This window comes from Stenotrophomonas maltophilia group sp. SKK55 (assembly GCF_057179845.1).
Genome location: NZ_JBXUHP010000013.1, coordinates 106,954 through 126,791 on the forward strand (window position 1 = coordinate 106,954; position 19,838 = coordinate 126,791).

Genomic DNA, 19,838 nt, shown 5'->3' on the forward strand with positions numbered 1-19,838 from the left:
GTGTGGACCAAGGTCCACACCCACCGCAGGAGCCGGCGCTGCCTTCAATCCTGCGGCGCAGGCTCGTCCGGGCGCGCTGCTTCAGGGCTGACCCGCTCGATGGTGTGGCGCAGCTCGCGCCCCAGGATGAACTTGGCGTCCTTGGCCCAGGCATCCAGGCGTTCATCGAACAGCAGCTTGCTGTTCTCGTCCGGCCACACCAGGCGCAGTTCGCGCAGCTTCTGGATGAAGCCGCGGAACAGGGCCTTGTCGAAGAACTCGGGAGCGGCCGGCGCATAGAGCAGGCTCAGGCGCTGCGCGGCCTGCTGGCACAGGCTTTCCAGCTCGGCCGCACCGAGCACGCCCGGGCCGTTCTTCACCAGCACCGAGATGGCGATGTAGTAGCGCTCGAACGCCTGCTGCAGCGAATGGCCGATCGCCCGCAGGCGGAACACCTCGTCGGTCTGCCCGGTGTTGCGTGCCAGGATGCCGCCGTCGTCATCGTTGACGTTCTGCAGCAGGCCTTCGCGCACGAACACGTCGATGGTGCGGTCAATGCGCTGCGCGAACTCGTCCTCGCTCCACGGCAGGAACAGCTCGGCCTGCAGGAACGGATATACCGTGCGGCCCAGCTGGACCAGGCCGGTACGGCTCATGCGGCGGTTGTTCTGGAAGCAGCAGGCCACCCACGACGAGGCGGTGAACAGGTGCACCACGTTGTTGCGGAAGTAGCTGAGCAGCACCGCGGTGTCGCCGCTGACGCTGAGCACATCGCCGAGCGGGTGCTTGATGCGGGTGAGGACGTTGATCTCCTCGGCATGGGCGATGATCCGCTCCGGCGAGTGCGGGGTCACCGTCACCCGGTCCGAGTACGGCATCTCGACCAGCAGCGTCTTGCACAGCTCGATCTGCGCGATCAGGTCGGCCTCGCCCATCGCGTGCTTCGGCGTGGACAGCAGGGCCAGCGCCAGCAGATTGATGGGGTTGACGTCGGCAGCGCCGTTGATGCGCACCTGGATGCGTTCGGCCAGCGTATCCACCGTGGTCGACAGCCAGGCTGGCTTCTCGTCCTCGGACACCGCCTCGCCCTTCCACTCCGGGGCCTTCTCGGCCAGCACGTCGTTCAGCGCGATCGGCTCGCCGAAGTTCACCACCACCTGGCCGTAGTTCTGCTTGAGCACCTTGGGGATGCCCCACAGCAGCGACCAGATCGACTCCTTTTCCTTCGGCCGGCCGGACAGTTCGTCCAGGTAGCTGCCGCCCTCCATCAGCTTCTCGTAGCCGATGTAGATGGGCTGGAACAGGACCGGCTTGCGCGGCTGGCGCAGGAATGCACGCAGCGTCATCGAGATCATGCCGCCCTTGGGCTGCAGCAGGCGCCCGGTACGCGAGCGGCCGCCTTCGACGAAGTACTCCAGCGAGTAGCCACCGGCCACCAGCTGCGCGACGTACTCACTGAGCACCGCAGAGTACAGCGCATTGCCACGGATCGAACGGCGGATGAAGAACGCACCGCCCTTGCGCAGCAGGGTGCCGACCACCGGCAGGTTCAGGTTGATGCCGGCGACGATGTGCGGCGGCACGATGCCACGGTCGTACAGCAGGTAGGACAGCAGCAGGTAGTCCATGTGGCTGCGGTGGCTGGGCACGTAGACCACTTCGTGGCCCGGCGCGGCGGCCTTGAACTTGTCCAGGTGGTGCACCAGCACGCCCGCATAGATGCGGTTCCACACGTGGCTGAGCATGAAGCTGGCCGAGCGCACCACCGGGCTGGAATAGTCCGCAGCGATTTCCCAGGCGTAGGCGTGTGCCTTCTTCCAGGCATCGGCCGGCTTCGAGTTGTCGCGCTTGGCCTGTGCGGCGATCGCTTCGCGGACCGGCTCGGCGGCCAGCACCTGGTCCACCAGCAGGCGCCGGGTCGACAGGTCCGGGCCGATCACCGATTCACGGATGCGGCGGAAATGGGTGCGCAGCACGCGCTGCAGCTTGCGGACCGTGCGCTCCGGCTCCAGGCCTTCGTCGACGGTGCTGCGCAGCGAGATCGGCGGGGCGAAGCGCACGATGGTATTGCGCCCGTTCAGCAGCAACCCCAGCAGGCGGCGGAAGCGGCCCACCAGCGCCCAGTTTTCCGAGAACAGCACCGCGAACCAGCCGCTCTGCTTGTCCGGCGCGCGGCCGACGAAGATCGACACCGGCACCAGGTGCACATCCAGGTCATCGCGCACGCGGTGCGCCTGCAGGACCTTGGCCAGCGAATCGGAGTGGGTCTTGGCGCCGCGCTGCTCGGGAATCAGCGAGTTGCTGGAGCTGCGCCGCGACAGCGCCAGATAGGCGCGCTTGCGGCCGGTCGGATCACCGGCCAGCGGCACCAGCGGCGACGGCAGGCCGGCCTGGCGGCAGGCCTTGTCCAGGATCAGCGCGTTGGACAGGCCGTAGTCTTCCAGCACGTACATGACCGGGCGGCCATCGTTGTACTGGCCCGGGTCTTCCGGTTCGATCTTCAGCGACAGCCACGGCTCGACCAGGCGACCGAGCAGTCGGGCCCACAGAGGACGGCGGCCGGCCGGACGCGCGTGCGCGGGCGGCGGTACCGGGTTCGGGCCGGTACCGGTCGAGGGGGACGCCGGCACCGTATCGGCGGGCGTCGACTGGGATTCTTCGCCGGGGAACGGCAGCGGGTTCTGTTTCGACATCGGCGCCATTATGGCTTAGCCGGCGGTGTTGCCGCTTCCCCACCCTCGGCGGGGGCTTCGGCCGGTGCTGGCGACGCAGCCGCGCGGGCCGCATCGGCCTTGCGCAGCAGCGCGTCGGTGTCGGCCAGGGTGCGGGTCAGGTACCAGTGGCCCTCGCGCCGGCTCAGTGGCAGCTGCAGGGTCATCTCGCGACCGGCCAGGTCGTAGTGCAGGCGCACCAGCGCATTGTCACCTTCCACCGACAGCAGTTCGCCGCGTACGCTGCGCAGCGCGTCGTCCACGGCGAGTCCGTAGCTGCCCAGCACCGCCTTGAGGGTGTGGATGAACGGCGCCAGCTGCTGCAGGCTGCCTTCCATGCCGGCCGCCTGCAGGCCGGCTTCATCCTCGAAGCCGACCTTGCTGGCGGCGCCGACCAGCGCGGCGATGGTGCTGCGGGCACGTGCGCGGTCGCTGATCGGGGCAGCCTGCGCCCACCCCGCCAGGGTCTCGACCAGGGCGATGTAGTGGGCCTGCTGGCTGGGCGTGTAGCCCTTCTGGTGGCGCAGGTACTGCACGCCGAAGCTGCCCATCGACTGTGCGGCCTGGCGCACGGCGCCGGCCTGGCCAGCCAGCTGGCGATCGAAGCTGCGCTGCAGTTCGGCGCTGGCATCGGGCTTGCGCAGTGCGGCCAGCATCGGCAGCAGCTGGTCGCCCAGTGGCAGCTCGGTCAGCGGCCACTGGCCGTGGCCTTCCACCCACGCCTGCTGCAGGCGCTGGTACTGGCCCGGCGGCACCGACAGCTTTGCGTAGCCGACCAGATCATCTTCGGCCAGGCGCAACGCCATCGCCTGTACTGCAGCCACCGGCTCGGCCGCCGGCCTGGCCGGATCGTTGGCAGACTCGCGGCACCCCGCCACGGCCAGCAGCAGCATGGCCGCCAGCCCCCATCCACGCGCAGACTTTCCTCGCACCGCCACGCTCATGCACTCGGACTCCCCGGACCGGCCCGCATCTTGCGGCCTGCGACGTGACAGCGGCAAGCCGGGACGTCACGGTTTCCAGCCAAGGGGGTCAGATCTCCTCTGCTGCGGGCAGAAGGGATCTGACCCCAGCGCCGCCACCGGGATAAAAAAAGAGCCCGGATCACGGGGATCACAGGCTCTTCAAGCCGGCGCGGGGCCGGAGGACAGTGTTGTGGCACATGTCCGGCCCGAGGACCGGATGGCGGCGATCCTACGCTGCCGCTCAAGTTAAGGCAACACTTCACGTAATGCCATGTATGTATTTGATTTTATTGTATCAATCGCGTTGCCAAACCGCTTCGATGAAATCTACGGCGTGTTTTTCGGCGATTCGGGCATAAATCCCCGGATAGCCGGCCAGCGCACAGCCCTCGCCCCAGCTGACGACACCGAACTGGGTCCAGCCTTCACGCAGGCGCAGCAGCAGGGGGCCTCCGGAATCCCCCTGGCAGCTGTCGATGCCCTCGCGGCCGGCGCAGATGACCTTTCCACGTGACAGTTCACCGCCGTAGGCCTGCTGGCATTCGGTGAAGGAAACGAACGGCACCTGCGCGGTCTGCAGCTGAGTCGGATAGACACGGCCATCGCCGATGTCGGTGTCTCCCCAGCCGATCACCGTGAATTCACGGCCCGGCTTGAGATAGCTGGCGTCGGGCCGCAGCTGCAGTGCCACCGGCTGTGCACCGTCCAACGGTGCGCTGAGCTGGATCAGGGCGACGTCGTGCTCCAGCGAATTGCCGCTGTTGAATGCCGGATGGACGTGGATCGCCTTGACGTTGGACGGTCGTGGCGCGGCGTCGGTGGACAGGGTCGTGACCTTGCCGACAACGGCGATGCCACCAGGCGCTTCGCCCTGCATGCAGTGCGCGGCCGTCAGCACCCATGAGGGCGAGATGAGGGTGCCCCCGCAGAAGTGGCGGTCGTGGTCCGAATCGCCGTCGAAGATGCCCTGGATGCTGACCATGAACGGGTACTCGTCGGCCGGCGCCGCTTCGCCACCGATGATGCGCGGCGCATCGCGCAGCTGCGGCGCAGCGATGGCGGGTACGGCAGACGCGGCCAACAGCAGGCCGATGAACAAAGAGGTGCTGCGATACATTTCCCTGTACTCCTCTGTCGATGGTTGGAACCGGTGCGGCCGCGGTCCGTACCGGTGCATCGATTGGGGAGCAGTGGAGAGGCCCGCAGCGCGAACGTGCGCACAGTTCTCGTGGCTGGCGCTGCGTGCGACAGATGCAGCCCCACAAATGCGAACGCCATCCCGCATGGATCGGGATGGCGTTCGTGGTGCCAGCGTGACCGGCGTCGGTGGTGGGCTCAGCGTGCAGCCAGAGCCGACGCGATTTCCTGCTGGATCGCCCGCGCTGCGGCCTGCGGATCGGCGGCCAGGCGGATCGGGCGACCGACCACGATGGCATCGGCGCCATCGGCAAAGGCCTGCGCTACGCCAACGGTACGCTTCTGGTCATCGCCGACCGGGCCACCGGGGCGGATGCCCGGGCAGACGATCGAGAATCCGCTGCCGGTGGCAGCGCGGATCGGGCCGGCTTCCTGGCCCGAAGCGATCACGCCATCGATGCCGGCGGCCTGGGCAGCCAGCGCGCGCTCGACCACCACGTCCACCGGTTCGCGGTCGATGCCCATCTGTGCGAGGTCGGGGCGCCCCATCGAGGTCAGCACGGTCACTGCCAGCAGGCGCATGTCGCCGCTGTTGGCGGCCGCGCACGCCTCCATCATGGCCGGGTGCCAACCATGGATGGTGGCGTAGCTGACCGGCCACTGCGACAGGCGCTTGATCACCGCCGCAGCGGTGGCCGGAATGTCGAAGAACTTCAGGTCGACGAACACGCGCTTGTCGCGGCGGGCCAGCTCATCGAGCACCTGGAAGTACTCGCCGGAGGCGAGCAGTTCCATGCCGATCTTGTAGAAGGCCACGCTGTCGCCCAGGCGGTCGACCCACGCCAGCGCCTGCGCGCGGTCAGGCACGTCCAGCGCGAAGATCAGGCGCTCGTCGTCGCGCAGCGGCAGTGGCGCGCGGCTCATGGTGCGTAGTCCAGGGCGGCGCGCTTGGCGTCGTGTCGGGCCTGGCGCGACTGGCTGTAATCGTTGTTGAACTGCGCCGGCTCGAAGCCACCGTAGGTCGGGTTCGGCAGCATCCACCAGCGCTCGCCGAACCAGTCGTGGTACTGCTGCAGCAGGGCGTCACGGCCTTCGTTGGTGTTGGTGGTCACTTCCACGAAGTCACCCAGCTGGTCGCCGAACTGCATCAGCACGCGGTACTTCTGCCCGGCCAGGCGGCGGCGGCAGTTCTTCTCGCTGCCGGCCTGCTCGCAGCCCTCGACCACGGTGCCCAGGCCCAGGAACACGCTGTCATCGGCCACCGGCAGGCCCTGCTCGCGCAGGTTGGCCAGGGTCGCGTCCTTCAGGTGCACGGCACGGTTGGAGATGTACAGCAGGGTCACGCCCTTGGCGTTGGCGGCCTTGGCGAAATCAACCACGCCCGGAATCGCCTTGGCCTTCTTTTCGGCCACCCACTGGTCCCAGCTCAGCTCGTCGTATTCCTTGTCGTCGCGCACCAGGCGCGCCTGGTAGGGCGAGTTGTCCAGCACGGTCTCGTCCACGTCCAGCACCACGGCCGGCTTCAGGCCCTTGGCCTCGTTGCCGCGTTCTTCCGGCACCAGTGCGTCCCAGTGGGCCTCCTTCAGCGCCGCATCCAGGCGATCGGCGGCGGCCCGGTAGGTCTGCTCGGTGATCGCCCTGTACTCCTGCGCACGCTGCATCCACAGCACGGCGTTGAGGTTGTCGTTGGCGCTGGCATCACGCGCGCCATCGGCCTTGGCGGCAGCGGCCGGGGCCTCCGGCGCGGCGGCTTCGGCAGCAGGCGCGTCCACGCGCTTGCAGGCGGACAGGCCCAGCGCCGCAGTGGCGAGCAGGGTCAGGGACAGGGAAACAGGACGACGCATGGATTCACCGGCAATCAGATATACCGGCGCATTTTACCGGCAAAGCCGGCCCCGGGACGGCTATGCTTGGCGGTTGACCCGTTGCCCTTCCGGAGGCCGCCATGACCGATTCCACCCAGACCCCCGACGTCCCCCTGCTCGACGCCGTGCAGGCCCGCCTGCTGGGCTGCCTGGTGGAGAAGGAGGCAACCACACCGGACACCTACCCGCTGACGGTCAATGCGGCCCAGTCGGCCGCCAACCAGAAGACCGCCCGCGAGCCGGTGATGAACGTCGACGCCGGCAGCGTGCAGCACGCGCTGCGCCAGCTGGAAGCACTGGGCCTGGCTCGCCAGCACTTCTCCTCGCGCGCCGACCGCTACGAGCACCGCCTGCAGGCCGCGCTGGACCTGACCCGGCAGCAGACCGTGCTGCTGGCGCTGCTGTTGCTGCGCGGTCCACAGACCCTGGGCGAGCTGGTGTCGCGCAGCGAGCGTCTGTACCGGTTCGCGGATATCGACGAAGCCCGCCACGCCATCGAGCGCCTGCAGCAGCGCGCGCTGCTGGTGGTGCTGCCGCGCGCCAGCGGCCAGCGCGAAGACCGCTACATGCACCTGCTGTGCGGTGAAGTGGATGGTGCCGCGCTGGCGGCCAAGTACGCCAGCAGTGGTGGTGGCAGCAGCGATGCGGCCGATCCGGGCCTGGCCGAGCGCGTGGCCCAGCTGGAAACGGCCGTGGCCGAGCTGCAGGCGCAGCTGGCAGAACTGCGCGGTTGAGGGGGTGGGTGCCGACCGTTGGTCGGCACTGCATCTGAATCGTGCCGGCCAGCGGCCGGCACCTACGATCATCAGGGATCAGACCTCCGCCGCTCCCGGCGTGGCATACAGCCGGCTCGGGCTGTCCACGCCCGGCAGCTGGATGACTCCGCGCTCCTGCATGCCCAGGCCCAGCAGGATCTTCCCGGACACCACGTTGTCCAGATCGGTAATGCCATACAGATCCTGCAGGCCCAGCGCTCCGCGTGCATGCGCGAACACCGCACGCGCCGCCTCACCGGCGTAGCCCTGCCCGGCAAATTCCGAGAGCACCGCATAGCCGATGTCCGGCCCCGGCAGGCCATCACGCCGCACCAGCCCGGCATTGCCCAGCCACGCGCCATCGGACAAGCGCTCGATGGCATACATGCCGAACCCGTTCAACGCATAGCTGTGCAGCACCCGCAGCGCGATGTACTCCCGCGCCTGTTCCTCGCTGTGCACGTTGCGATCACCGATGAAACGCACGAAGCCTGGATCATTGAGCAATACCAGCATCGGCGCAGCATCCCGGTCTGGTTCCAGGCGGCGCAGCCGCAGGCGTTCGCTTTCGATGGGATGCATGGGTGGGCTCCGGAAGGAATACCTCGATTCTGCAACGCCAGCGCCCGCCGTGCAGCACGCTCAGGCCAAGTGGGCCACTACGATGCCCAGCCTAGCCACATGCCCCGTCACGCGGGCCGAACAGGATCGGCCAGTAGCGCACGCACAGGCGATGGACGCATGCGGCGATCAGGCAGAACCCCATGCCCATCAGCGCCAACAGCAGCGGTGCGCCCCAGCGCAATCCCGGGTGCTGGATACGAGCCTTGGAAGGCATGCCGCCGGGATACAGCACCTGTACCTGTTCGCCGACCACGTACAGTGGTGCCCCGGTAGCAAAGGACGCGGTGAACTGAATCATCTGCGCCTGTGCGGTCTGGAACCTCACCACCGGGCGATGCAGGGTGATGTCACGTGCGGGCATCCCCTCCATTTCCGACCGGGCATCCTCTGCCTGGACGGCCACCACCGTTCCGGTTACGGAAACGGCCTTGCGCGCGAAACGCTGGACGTCCACGAACAGCCAGGCGGCGGCCAGAAGGATCAGCAGGCCCACGGCAAAGAAAAACAGCAAAAAACATCTGAGGAGGGTGGGCATGGTGCTGCCGGGTTGATCGATCAGCGTGCAGGTGCCGGCGCTGATCGAATGAAGGAGGTATCGACATGGTAGTAGCGCGGATTGCCCGGCATGACATGGACATCCAGTTCACGCCCACTCACCTGTGCACGGGGATCGGCCCAGAGATACGCACTGTGGAAGACATGCCATCGAGTGGTTTCAGGATCGCGCCAGGCGCAGACGATGACGAACGGATGCCTTCCCCCCGAAAATACTCCGCGATCGCGCTTGATCGCCCGGACCTTGGCTTGCACCCGTGTCCCGTGGCGAAGGAGCTGCCTGCGCCGCCATGCCCTCGCCACCTGCGGCAGGTGCATAAATCCCACCGCCAGCAGGAATGGGCCGCCGGTCACTCCCAGTATGACGCTCAGGCCCCAGGGTGATGAGAGCGAACGCACCAGGGCCTTGTCCGGGCGGTCCGGCAGGTACAGCACATCTACATGATCGCCCGTCATGTAGGCACGATGGCGGGTACGACCTGCGAAGAACCGCATCACTTGCCCGCTGCTGGTAGTGAAGTCCACCCAGTACAGGAACTTCACCCCTGAAGTGCGCGAACCACCGCGATCAACGCTGACGGCATCCACATGGGTGATCCTGCCATCGGCAATGACCGCCGCATCGAGGAAGCGCCTGGCCCCAACGTAGGCCAGAAGCGCTGAAACAAGCAGGACCAGGCCCAGCCCGAGGAAGGTACGGGTGAGAACAGGATGGATGTCGTTGGACACGATGAAGGACACGGCGCGCACTTCGGGTGCGCTCACACTAGGTCTTAACCCGATGCAGGCTCAAGGCCAGAAGCGTCAATCGGACGGATTGGAATACCACTTTAGTGGCTTTTCGATCCTCAATCGAACAGCGCCTCGATCGCGGCCAACCCCGCCGTCGCGCGCTCCTTCTTCCGCGCTGCATCGGCCACCGGGTCAGCACCGTCGCGCTGGATCTCCTCGGCCGGAATCTCCTCGAAGAACCGGCTCGGCTTCAGGCGTACGTGTTCGCCGAACTTGCGCGTCAGCTTGCTGTAGCTCATCCACAGCTGGATCTTGGCGCGGGTGATGCCCACGTACAGCAGGCGCCGTTCTTCCTGCAGGTTGCCCTCGTCCAGGCTGACCTGGTGCGGCAGCACGCCGTCCTCGCAGCCGACGATGAACACGTACGGGAATTCCAGGCCCTTGGAAGCGTGCAGGGTCATCATGCGCACCTGATTGCCGCCCTCGTCCTTGTCGCTGCGCGACAGCAGCGCCAGCTGGCCGGCCAGGTCGGCGGCGGTTGCACCGCGCGGGCCGCCCTCGAACCACTGCGCCAGTTCCTCGATGTTGTTTGCGCGACGCTGGTAGCTGGCCTCTTCCTTGGCCTGCTGGCGCAGCTCGCTCAGCAACCCCGATTCCTTGGCCACCTTGCGGATCATGTCGCCGGACGTCACCTGGCGCATCTGTGCACGCAGGTCGCGCAGGATGTCGGTGAACCGCGCCAGGCTGTTGGCCGCACGCGGTGGCAGCTGCTGCAGGGCACCGATGGTTTCGGCCACATGCGCCATCGGCATGTCCTTTTCCTGGGCCAGCTCGGCCAGCTTGGCCAGCGTGCCGGCACCGACGTCGCGCTTGGGCGACTGCACCGCACGCATGAACGCGGTGTCGTCATCCGGGTTCACCAGCAGCCGCAGCCAGGCCAGCGTGTCCTTCACTTCCTGGCGTTCCAGGAACATCGTGCCGCCGGTCAGGTGGTAGGGGATGCGCAGCAGCTGCATCGCCTTTTCCAGCGGCCGCGACTGGAAGTTGCCGCGGAACAGGATGCAGAAGTCACTCCACGGCACGTTGCGCGACTGCGCCACGAAGGCGATCTCGGCGGCCACCTTTTCCGCCTCGTGTTCGCTGTTGCGGCATTCCCAGACCCGGATGCGCTCACCGTCGGCCTGGTCGCTCCACAGCTTCTTCAGGTGCTCGTGCGGGTTGTTGGCGATCAGCGCATTGGCTGCGCGCAGCACGCGGTTGGAGCAGCGGTAGTTCTGCTCGAGCTTGATGATTTCCAGCGTGGGGTAGTCACGCCCCATCTGCTGCAGGTTCTCCGGGTTGGCGCCACGCCAGGCGTAGATCGACTGGTCATCGTCACCCACGCAGGTGAAATTGCCCTTCTCACCAGCCAGCTGCTTGAGCAGGCGGTATTGCGCGTCGTTGGTGTCCTGGCATTCGTCCACCAGCAGGTAGCCGATGCGCTCGCGCCAGGCCAGGGCGATCTCGGGGTTCTCTTCCAGGATCTGCACCGGCAGGCGGATCAGGTCATCGAAATCGACCGCATTGAACGCGGTCAGCCGCAGCTGGTAGCGCTCGTAGACGCTGGCCGCTTCCTTCTCGCGGTTGCTGCGTGCGGCGGCCATCGCCTGCTCGGGCGACAGCCCGGCGTTCTTCGCGCGCGACACCAGGTTCTTCATGTCCTCGATGTCATCGGGCTTGGCGCCGTGCATCAGGTCCTTGATCTGCGCGGCGGCATCATCGGCATCGAAGATGGAGAAGCCGCGCTTCAGGCCCACGGCGGCATGTTCGATCTGCAGGAACTTCAGGCCCAGCGCATGGAAGGTGCAGATGGTCACCTCGTCAGCGTCCTGCTCGCGCAGGCGCTTGGCCACGCGCTCGCGCATTTCCTTGGCCGATTTGTTGGTGAAGGTGATCGCCGCGATGCGGCGCGCCGGATAGCGGCCACTGCCGATCAGGTGGGCGATCTTCTCCACGATCACCCGCGTCTTGCCGCTGCCGGCGCCGGCGAGCACCAGCAAGGGGCCTTCGATGTGCAGGACGGCGGCGGCTTGGGGGGGATTGAGACCGTGCATGGGGACAGGATTGTAGCGGGGTGCCGGCGGGCCGACCTGACTTGCATGACACCTGGCCGTAAGGTATTGAGTCGACACCGGAACACAGGAGCGTGGTCCATGTCCTTGAACATCATCGCCCGCCCGCTGGTGGCTACCCTGCTGGGCCTGCTGGCCGTGCCTGCGGCCGGGTCCGGCCCGCCGCCGCGCACGGATGCCTATGAAGCGATCGTGCTGCAGTCGCACGAGTTCCTCGTCTACCATCCGGACCTGCGCTTCCGTGGGCTCGGCATGCAGGCCCGCGAACGGGGCCGCCACGAAGAAGCCCGCAACGACTTCCGCAATGCCGCGCGCTACGGCGACAAGCTGTCACAGGCAGCGCTGGCCGACATGCTCTGGAACGGGCAAGGCGGTCCGGCCGACCGCGCCCTGGGCTATGCATGGATGGACCTGGCGGCCGAGCGCGGCACCGAGTGGCTGGTGGTACAGCGCGAACGCTTCTGGGAGGCGCTGTCCGCCGACGAGCGCGAGCGCGCGGTGCGCGAGGGCCGCGCGCTGTATGCCGAGTTCGGCGATCCGGCCGCGACGCCGCGGCTGGAACGTGAACTGCGGGCCGGCAGCATGCGGCAGACCGGCAGCCGCGCCGGCTGGAACGGCGCCATGCGCAGCCAGGGCCGTGGCGATGCGGGGGCCCGTGTGCTGCAACCGGAAAAGCACCAGTTGGCGCGCTACTGGGACCCGGTGGCCTACCGGCAATGGCAGGACGAGGAGCTGGCCAGATCGGGGCAATGAGCCACGCCTGCCAGGCCATCGTTGCCTCGGCGCTGCTGGCACCGGGGTACGCGACAGCCGGCACGTGATCGCCCGGCCACGGCCGATCCGCGACGGCGGGCCGGGTGGCGACTAGAATTGGCCGATGGCCAAGCTCTACTTCTACTACTCGGCGATGAACGCCGGCAAGACCACCACCCTGCTGCAAAGCGCGCACAACTACCGCGAGCGCGGCATGCGGGTGGCGATCCTGACTCCACGCCTGGACGACCGTGCCGGCGCCGGCGTGGTCGCCTCGCGGATCGGCCTGCGCGCTGACGGCATGGCCTTCGACCGCGATACCGACCTGCAGCGCTGGGTGGAGCAGGATCTGGCAGCCAACGGCCCGATGGGCTGCGTGCTGGTGGACGAGGCGCAGTTCCTGACCCGCGCCCAGGTCTGGCAGCTCAGCGAGGTGGTCGACCAGCTGCGCATTCCGGTGCTGTGCTACGGCCTGCGTACCGACTTCCGCGGCGAGCTGTTCGAAGGCAGCCAGTACCTGCTGGCCTGGGCCGACGAGATGCAGGAAATCAAGACCATCTGCCACAGCGGCAAGAAGGCGACGATGACCGTGCGCGTGGACGAGCATGGCCACGCCGTGCAGGACGGCCCGCAGGTGGAGATCGGTGGCAACGACCGCTACGTATCGGTCAGCCGCGCGGAGTTCAAGAAGATCACCCGCGGCGAAGGGCGGATCGACCCGGCGCAGGCGCCCCTGCCGCTGTAAGGGGTGTTCTTTTGCAGGGCTTGCAGCCCTGCACCTGCTCAACGCAACGGCAACGGCCAAAGCCAAAGCGGCATTCCGCGGGATGGCGGGGCGGTGTGGGTGGGCAGGACACGCCGTAAACCCGTCCCTGGGGGCTCGATGGCGCCATCCATGGCGCCAACGGTCCTGCCCACCCACACCGCCCCACCTCTGACAGTTTCACGCGGCTGTTGGTGGGTGCCGACCGTTGGTCGGCACATCTGTCAGATATCGAAATTCATCTATCGAAATTCATCTGGGGTCAGAGCCCGTTGCGCAGCAACGGGATCCGACCCCGTGCTCCGACAGATCGCGGCGATCTGTCGAAGGCGGGGTGGGTCCGGTTGAGGGGGCGTGAGCGCCATGGATGGCGCGACCGAGGCTACATGGACGTATTTACGCCGCCCCCCTCAACCGGACCCACCCCGCCATCCCACGGAATGCCCGCTTTTGACGTTGACGTTGACGTCAGCAGGTGCAGGGCTGCAAGCCCTGCCCCCCCCTCTTAGTACAGCGTGCGCTCCGGCGCACCGGCCGGCGGCGGGGTGTACTGGTACAGCCAGGTCTCGGTGAGGGTCTTGCCACCACTGCGCAGGAACAGGCGGATGTCGATCTGCTCGGTACTGCCTTCCGGCGGCACCAGGTCGAACATCGCGCGATAGCCGTTGATCTCGCGCAGCGGGCGCGCCGAAACGATCTCGACCCGGCCACGGCTGGCTTCCACCACCGCTTCGACCTCGGCCTTGTCGATCAGCCTGGCCAGTTCGCCACCTTCGAAGTCCACCGCGAAGCGCCAGCTGAAGTACTCGCGCTTCTTGCCGACCACACCGCCCAGGCCGGTGCGGCTGGCCACGCAGTGCGCCAGCGGCGGGCGCGCCGGCGGTTCGGCGCCCCAGTACAAGCGGTAACCGACCAGCAGCTCCTGGCCCGGCTGTGGCTTTTCCTTCGGGTTCCAGAACGCCACGATGTTGTCGAACGTCTCGTCCACGGTGGGAATCTCCACCAGCTGCACCGAGCCTTCGCCCCATTCGCCCTTCGGCTCCACCCACAGGCACGGGCGCTTCTCGTAGAACACGCCATCGTCCTGGTAATGGTCGAAATTGCGGTCGCGCTGCAGCAGGCCGAAGCCGCGCGGGTTGCGGTCCACGAACATGTTGAAACGCAGGTTGCGCGGGTTCAGCAGCGGCCGCCAGATCCACTCGCCGGCACCGGTCCACAGCGACAGGCCATCGGTATCGTGGATCTCCGGGCGCCAGTCCCAGCCCATCCGGCGGTCGTTCTCGCCCACCTGGTACATGCTGGTGCACGGGGCGATGCCCAACCGCTCGATCGTCTTGCGCGGGTACAGCGCGCTGTCGATGTCCATCAGCAGCACGTCACCGTTGGTGATCGCGAAGCGATAGGCACCGGTAACGCTGGGCGAATCCAGCAGGCCATAGACCACGATCGTGTCCGAATCGGCCGACGGCTGCTCCAGGTAGTAGGCGATGAAGTCCGGGAATTCCTCCGGCTTGCCCATGCCGGTATCGATCGCCAGCCCACGCGCCGACTGGCCGTACTGGCCCTCCTTGCCAACGGCGCGGAAGTAGCTGGCGCCGAGGAAGGCGGCGAAGTCGCGGTCGGTGTCCTTGCGGGTGTTGAGGCGGAAGCCAGCGAAGCCCAGATCGGCCGGCAGCTCGCCATCCTTGATGCCGCTCTTGCCGTAGTTGAACGCCGCGCCGTCATACGCCAGTTCCTGCGCCTTGCCGTCGACCACGTCGAACATGCGCACCGGCGAATGGAAGTACAGGCCCAGGTGGAAGAACTTGGCCTGGAACTTGCCAGGCTGGTCGGCCCACAGCGCATGGTCCTGGCGGTAGCCAATCGACTGGTACTGGTCCCAGTCGAGGCCTTCCAGGCGGCCCGGCAACACCCGCTTGTGGCTCTTGTAGGGCGCCTGTGCCAGCGCGCGCGCCTGGCCCTTCAGGGTGGCGAAGTCGAACGGCTGCGGTTGGCCGAGGCGGCGCAGGCCCATCTGACCGCTCCTGCTGGCCGCGCACGCGGGCAGGGACGGCAGGCCGAATGCAGCCAGGGCGAGGGAGGCATTGCGGATGAAGTCGCGTCGTTGCATGCAGGCGCGTCGGGCACAGAGGGAAGGTCAGCCATGATAGGCAGACAAACGTTAACGGGCAGCGGAGACGCGCCCTGCCCGTTCAGCTGCCGCTGGTCGCCGGCTCAGCGCTGGCAGTGGCTGCACCAGACGCTGGCGCGCTGGCCGATGGTGGCGTGCTTCAGCGCGCGCCCGCAGTTCGGGCACGGCAGCCCGTCGCGGCCATACACCAGCAGCTCCTGCTCGAAGTAGCCCGGCGCACCATCGGGGCTGATGAAATCGCGCAGGGTGGTGCCGCCGCGGGTGATGGCGTAGCCCAGGATCTCCTTCACCGCGTCGGCCAGCCGCTGGTAGCGTTCTCGCGAGATCTTTCCTGCCTCGCGCAGCGGACTGATGCCGGCCTTGAACAGGCTCTCGGCGGCGTAGATGTTGCCCACGCCCACCACCACCGCCTGGTCCATCAGGAAGGTCTTCACCGGCGCGCTGCGGCCCCGGCTGCGGTCGAACAGGTAGTCGCCGTCGAACGCGTCGTCCAGTGGCTCCGGGCCCAGCCCCTGCAGCAGCGGGTGGATCTCCCCAGCCGGCTGCCAGAGCAGGCTGCCGAAGCGGCGCGGGTCGTTGAAGCGCAGCAGGCGGCCGTTGTCCAGGCTGATGTCGACGTGGTCGTGCGCCCGCAGCGGGGTATCACCGGGCAGCACGCGCAGGCTGCCGGACATGCCCAGGTGCAGCACGGCGCTGCCGATGGCGGTATCCAGCAGCAGGTACTTGGCGCGCCGGCGGATGTCCTCGATGCGCTGCCCCGGCAGCAGCTCGGCCACTTCCGGTGGAATCGGCCAGCGCAGGTCGGCGCGGCGCAGGATCACGCCATGCACGCGCCGGCCCTGCAGGTGCGGCGCCAGGCCGCGGCGGGTGGTTTCGACTTCGGGCAGTTCAGGCATGGTGCGATTCTACGCCCGCTCAACGCGGCGGCGCGGACAGTTCGCGCGCATCCAGGAAGCCATCACCGTTGGCATCCTGCTTATGAAAGCGCTGCACGATCACCTGCCGCTGCTGCTCGCGGCGGATTGCCCTGCCCTTGCCGCCGGGCAGCTCGTCGGCGCTCAGCACGCCATCACCATTGCGGTCCATGCGGTCGAAGGCATACAGCATCCACTGCACGTACTCGGCCTCGCTGACCTTGCCGTCGCCATCGCTGTCCATCCGCTGCAGATAGCTGGCGGTGTCGGTGACCTGGGCCAGCGCCGCACCCGGCAGCAGCGCCGCCAGCAGAAGCCCGTACCCTGCCCTCACGCGCCCACCAGACTGTAGCCCTTCAAGCGTGCGGCGTAGGCCTGCAACGCCGCGATACCGCTTTCCTCGGCCTCGCGGCACCACGCCTGCAGCTGATGCAGGCGCTCGGCGGCGTCGTGGCCACGGGCTTCCAGCAGCGCAGCCAATCGCCCGCGGTACTCGACCAGGGTGCGAATGCGCGGCCGCTGCGCCACCCATGCGCTGAGCTGGGCGCGGCTGTCCGGCTTCAGCCAGCGGCCATCGTTGACCAGGCCACGGCGCAACCGGCGTGGCAGCAGGCGGCGCAGCTTGGCCCCGGCCTGCGCGGCCTCCTCGCGCAGGGCCGGCATGAACACGTTTCGCTGGTAATCGGTCATCGCCTGGAAGCGGTGCGACAGCAGCGCCTTCAGCGTTTCGGCATCGGGCACGGCGATGTTCGGGCGCACGTCCATGGCCGGTGCCACCCGCAGCACCCTGGCCAGGTGCAGCGCCTGCAGCAGGCGGATCGCACTCCAGCCGATGTCGAACTCCCAGCGCCGCATCGCGAAGCGCGCCGAACTGGGGAAGGCATGGTGGTTGTTGTGCAGCTCCTCGCCACCGATCCAGAACCCCCACGGCGTGAGATTGGTGGAGGTATCGGCCGACTCGTAGTTGCGGTACCCCCACCAGTGGCCCAGGCCATTGACCACGCCCGCCGCCCAGAACGGGATCCACGCCATCTGGATCGCCCACAGCGCCACGCCGGGCAGGCCGAACAGCACGCCGTTGATCGCCAGCAGCACTACCGGCCCCAGCGTGGCGTGCGGGGTATACAGGTGGCGCTCGATCGCGTCGTCCGGCGTGCCGCGCCCGTACTGCTCGATGTCCGCGCGCATGCCGCGCGCTTCGCGGTACAGCTCCACGCCATGCCAGAACACCTTGCCGATGCCGCGGGTGACCGGGCTGTGCGGATCGTCCTCGGTCTCCACCTTGGCGTGGTGCTTGCGATGGATGGCCACCCACTCGCGGGTGATCATCGACGTGGTCAGCCACAGCCAGAAGCGGAACACGTGCGCCAGCGCCGGATGGAAATCGACCCCGCGATGGGCCTGGCTGCGGTGCAGGTACAGGGTTACCGAGAAGATGGTGATCTGGGTGAAGACCAGCAGCACGCCCAACATGGCCCACCAGCCGAGGCCGAGCACACCACCGGTCAACAGGGACATCAGGGCATCAGACATGGCAGCTCTCCGGATCGACGCGGGGATGGCAGACATGATGGGCGCTTGCGTTGCAAACTGCATCCCTGCGGCGATGTATCGCATCGCCATCCGTGGCACCGTTCACAGTTGGGGACCTGAGTTGTCGAGCCTTGATCCACGCGCCAGCACCATGACTGCCGCCCCGCCCGTTGCGGAGCTGCCCCCCTTGATCGAACTGGACCGCGCCACCGTGGTGCGCGGCCAGGTGAAGGTGCTGCACGGGCTCAGCCTGCGCATCGCACAGGGCCAGCACACCGCCCTGCTCGGCCCCAACGGCTGCGGCAAGTCGACCTTCATCAAGCTGATCACCCGCGAGCTGTACCCGCTGGCGCAGGTCGACGGCTCCGTGGCGGTAAGGGTGCTGGGGCAGAACCGCTGGCAGGTGGACCGGCTGCGATCGCAGCTGGGCATCGTCACCGGCGATCTCAGCAGCAACCTGGCCGACATGCCGGGCCTGACCGTGGAACAGGCAGTGCTGTCCGGCTTCTTCGCCAGCTACGTGGTGCCGGCCTTCCGCGAAGTGACCGCCGATATGCGCGCACGCGTGGGCGAGACACTGGCGATGACCGGCGCCCTGTCCCTGCGCGACCGCGCCTACGCCGAGTTGTCCGCTGGCGAGACCCGCCGCGTGCTGATCGCCCGCGCGCTGGTCAACCGGCCGCAGGCACTGCTGCTGGATGAACCCTCCACCGGGCTGGACCTGGTCGCCCGCGAGCAGCTGGTGGCGACCATGCGGGCGCTGGCGCAGCAGGGCATCACCCTGGTGCTGGTGACCCACCACATCGAAGAGATCATTCCCGAGATCGAGCGCGTGGTACTGCTGCGCGATGGCCGCGTGCTGGCCGACGGCACCCGCGCCGAGCTGCTGCGCAACGAACCGCTGTCGGCGGTGTTCGGCGGCGCGATCACCGTCTGCGAGCAGGAAGGCCGGCTGACCGCATACGCGGGGTGATCGGCATGCCGTTGTAGAGCCGAGCCGATGCTCGGCTGCTCCTGATCACGACAAACAGCAGCCGAGCATCGGCTCGGCTCTACAGGATGCAATGCAGCGGGCCGGATATCCCGGCCCGCCACCGTCGTGCTCAGAACCGCAACGCCAGCGCGCGCGACTCGATCGGTGCCATCCGGCTCTGGTCCTGCAGCTGCAGGTCGCGCAGCTCGTACGGTGCGCCAAAACCGGCCGGCAACGCGGCCTGGCCGAACGGCAGCACCAGCTGGCCGGCGCCTGGGCCATCGAACCACGCGGCTGCATGTGCCTGCGCGACCGGCTTCATCCGGCCATCGCGGGCCGTGGCATACAGCGTGCCGCGTGCCTCGTAGCGGCCTGCCGCAGCCACCTGCAGCGGCAGCGCCACCTGGCGGCTGGACGGGTCCGGTGCTGCCTGGCCACTGAAACGCGCGGTCGGCCGTGCCACCGCGAAGGCCACCTTGCCATCGCGCAGCACGCCATCGGCCTGGGCGAACACCTGCAGCTCCCACAGCCCCTGCACGGTGCCGACGTCGGTCGGGATCCGCACCTGCGCGTGCAGGCTGCCATCGGTGGTGCGCAGCAGACGCTGCGGCCAACTGCGGCCATCCGGTGCGACCAGCAGGGCTTCACCCCCCAGGCCGCCACGACGCGATGCCAGCTGCGCGGTGGTGGCGCCGTCTTCCAGCAGGCGTGCCTGCAGCTGCACGTTGCCACCGGCCAGCACCTGCGCCTGGTTGGCCTGCACCTCCAACCGCAGCGGGCTGTTCGGCTCCAGCACCTGCACCACATAGCGGCCCTGCGCCTGCGTGCTCTGCAGGGTGTACGCACCGGCGGCACTGGTCGCACCGGTGCGCAGCATGCTGCTGCCATCACTCACCGGCATGCCGGCATCCTGCAGCGCGCGCGCATCGACACTGCGGGCCACGCTGCTGCGGCCAGCCGGGTCGCGCACCTGCAGGGTGTTGGCCGGCAGCGCGCGGGCTCCTGCGGCCGGACTCAGCTGGATCACCGCATCCGGCGCCGTCAGCGGCAGGTCCAGGCCGCGCTGCAGCTGCGTGCCATCGACCTGCTGCCAGTAACTGCGGCTGACCGAGGCATATGGCGCGGCCGCCTGCAGCGGCTGTGCCGGGTCCAGCGCCCAGGCAAACGACAACGGCGCGTGTTCGCTTTCATCGGCAGGCAGCGGCGCGGCCACCAATGCGGCAGGCACCTGATCGCCCGCGCGGGCCGCCTGCAGAGGCTGCGCGGCCTGCGCGGCGGAAAGGGACAGTACTGCCAGCACCGCACTGGCCAGCAGGGTGGAATGGGTCGTCATGGTC

Annotated in this window: 18 protein-coding genes; 4 read left to right on the forward strand and 14 right to left on the reverse strand. The window is 67.9% G+C overall.

The annotated features are described in order from the left end of the window. Positions 1-44: 44 nt before the first annotated feature. The 5 genes from plsB to AC2A1N_RS08010 all read right to left on the reverse strand — a co-directional run bounded on the left by plsB (position 45) and on the right by AC2A1N_RS08010 (position 6,636). On the reverse strand, positions 45-2,681 hold the full coding sequence (gene plsB / locus AC2A1N_RS07990) for a glycerol-3-phosphate 1-O-acyltransferase PlsB (RefSeq protein ID WP_061479924.1): 2,637 nt from the start codon (positions 2,679-2,681) through the stop codon (positions 45-47). Further along, positions 2,681-3,634 carry a hypothetical protein gene (locus tag AC2A1N_RS07995; RefSeq protein ID WP_484371954.1) on the reverse strand — a complete coding sequence of 318 codons (954 nt, stop codon included), beginning with the start codon at positions 3,632-3,634 and terminating at the stop codon, positions 2,681-2,683. The genes plsB and AC2A1N_RS07995 overlap by 1 nt, the downstream gene beginning before the upstream one ends. A gap of 316 nt (positions 3,635-3,950) precedes the next feature. Next, on the reverse strand, positions 3,951-4,772 hold the full coding sequence (locus AC2A1N_RS08000) for a S1 family peptidase (protein ID WP_061479926.1): 822 nt from the start codon (positions 4,770-4,772) through the stop codon (positions 3,951-3,953). A gap of 218 nt (positions 4,773-4,990) precedes the next feature. After that, on the reverse strand, positions 4,991-5,716 hold the full coding sequence (pyrF, locus tag AC2A1N_RS08005) for an orotidine-5'-phosphate decarboxylase (RefSeq protein ID WP_005421084.1): 726 nt from the start codon (positions 5,714-5,716) through the stop codon (positions 4,991-4,993). Then, positions 5,713-6,636: a 5'-nucleotidase, lipoprotein e(P4) family gene (locus AC2A1N_RS08010; protein WP_242890369.1), complete on the reverse strand. Its 924-nt coding sequence runs from the start codon at positions 6,634-6,636 to the stop codon at positions 5,713-5,715. Before AC2A1N_RS08010 ends, pyrF begins: the two co-directional genes overlap by 4 nt. 101 nt (positions 6,637-6,737) lie before the next feature. On the opposite strand from AC2A1N_RS08010, the gene AC2A1N_RS08015 reads away from it, so the two are divergent. Further along, positions 6,738-7,391, forward strand: coding sequence for a YceH family protein (locus AC2A1N_RS08015; protein ID WP_061479929.1), 654 nt, complete (start codon positions 6,738-6,740; stop codon positions 7,389-7,391). Positions 7,392-7,469: 78 nt separating this feature from the next. On the opposite strand, the gene AC2A1N_RS08020 is transcribed toward AC2A1N_RS08015, so the two are convergent. The 4 genes from AC2A1N_RS08020 to AC2A1N_RS08035 all read right to left on the reverse strand — a co-directional run bounded on the left by AC2A1N_RS08020 (position 7,470) and on the right by AC2A1N_RS08035 (position 11,416). Beyond that, entirely contained in the window at positions 7,470-7,994 is a 525-nt protein-coding gene (locus tag AC2A1N_RS08020; RefSeq protein WP_242890352.1) for a GNAT family N-acetyltransferase, read from the reverse strand. Positions 7,995-8,085: 91 nt separating this feature from the next. After that, positions 8,086-8,571: a DUF3592 domain-containing protein gene (locus AC2A1N_RS08025; RefSeq protein WP_484371957.1), complete on the reverse strand. Its 486-nt coding sequence runs from the start codon at positions 8,569-8,571 to the stop codon at positions 8,086-8,088. A 20-nt stretch (positions 8,572-8,591) separates the two neighbouring features. Then, entirely contained in the window at positions 8,592-9,332 is a 741-nt protein-coding gene (locus AC2A1N_RS08030; RefSeq protein ID WP_197467686.1) for a DUF3592 domain-containing protein, read from the reverse strand. A 107-nt stretch (positions 9,333-9,439) separates the two neighbouring features. Beyond that, entirely contained in the window at positions 9,440-11,416 is a 1,977-nt protein-coding gene (locus AC2A1N_RS08035) for a UvrD-helicase domain-containing protein (protein WP_061479933.1), read from the reverse strand. Between the two features lie 99 nt (positions 11,417-11,515). Here AC2A1N_RS08035 and AC2A1N_RS08040 point away from each other — a divergent pair, with 99 nt between their 5' ends. Further along, the gene (locus AC2A1N_RS08040) at positions 11,516-12,187 is read left to right on the forward strand and encodes an SEL1-like repeat protein (RefSeq protein WP_061479934.1); all 672 of its coding nucleotides are present in this window, start codon (positions 11,516-11,518) and stop codon (positions 12,185-12,187) included. A 124-nt stretch (positions 12,188-12,311) separates the two neighbouring features. After that, the gene (locus AC2A1N_RS08045) at positions 12,312-12,932 is read left to right on the forward strand and encodes a thymidine kinase (protein WP_008264720.1); all 621 of its coding nucleotides are present in this window, start codon (positions 12,312-12,314) and stop codon (positions 12,930-12,932) included. A gap of 523 nt (positions 12,933-13,455) precedes the next feature. Here AC2A1N_RS08045 and AC2A1N_RS08050 read toward each other — a convergent pair. From AC2A1N_RS08050 to AC2A1N_RS08065, 4 genes are all read right to left on the reverse strand, one after another. Further along, positions 13,456-15,060 (reverse strand): OpgD/OpgG family glucan biosynthesis protein, encoded by a 1,605-nt coding sequence (locus AC2A1N_RS08050; RefSeq protein WP_061480452.1) that lies wholly within the window; start codon positions 15,058-15,060, stop codon positions 13,456-13,458. Positions 15,061-15,164: 104 nt separating this feature from the next. Continuing rightward, positions 15,165-15,977: a bifunctional DNA-formamidopyrimidine glycosylase/DNA-(apurinic or apyrimidinic site) lyase gene (mutM, locus tag AC2A1N_RS08055; RefSeq protein WP_061480453.1), complete on the reverse strand. Its 813-nt coding sequence runs from the start codon at positions 15,975-15,977 to the stop codon at positions 15,165-15,167. 19 nt (positions 15,978-15,996) lie between these two features. Then, on the reverse strand, positions 15,997-16,329 hold the full coding sequence (locus AC2A1N_RS08060) for an EF-hand domain-containing protein (RefSeq protein ID WP_061480454.1): 333 nt from the start codon (positions 16,327-16,329) through the stop codon (positions 15,997-15,999). Next, entirely contained in the window at positions 16,326-17,528 is a 1,203-nt protein-coding gene (locus AC2A1N_RS08065; protein WP_061480455.1) for a DesA family fatty acid desaturase, read from the reverse strand. The genes AC2A1N_RS08060 and AC2A1N_RS08065 overlap by 4 nt, the downstream gene beginning before the upstream one ends. A gap of 151 nt (positions 17,529-17,679) precedes the next feature. Between AC2A1N_RS08065 and AC2A1N_RS08070 the strand changes: the two genes are divergently transcribed. Then, positions 17,680-18,501: an ABC transporter ATP-binding protein gene (locus AC2A1N_RS08070; RefSeq protein WP_061480469.1), complete on the forward strand. Its 822-nt coding sequence runs from the start codon at positions 17,680-17,682 to the stop codon at positions 18,499-18,501. Positions 18,502-18,631: 130 nt separating this feature from the next. Here the strand turns inward: AC2A1N_RS08070 and AC2A1N_RS08075 are convergent, their stop codons facing one another. Beyond that, positions 18,632-19,834 carry a DUF4785 family protein gene (locus AC2A1N_RS08075; RefSeq protein ID WP_242890338.1) on the reverse strand — a complete coding sequence of 401 codons (1,203 nt, stop codon included), beginning with the start codon at positions 19,832-19,834 and terminating at the stop codon, positions 18,632-18,634. Between the last annotated feature and the right edge of the window lie 4 nt (positions 19,835-19,838).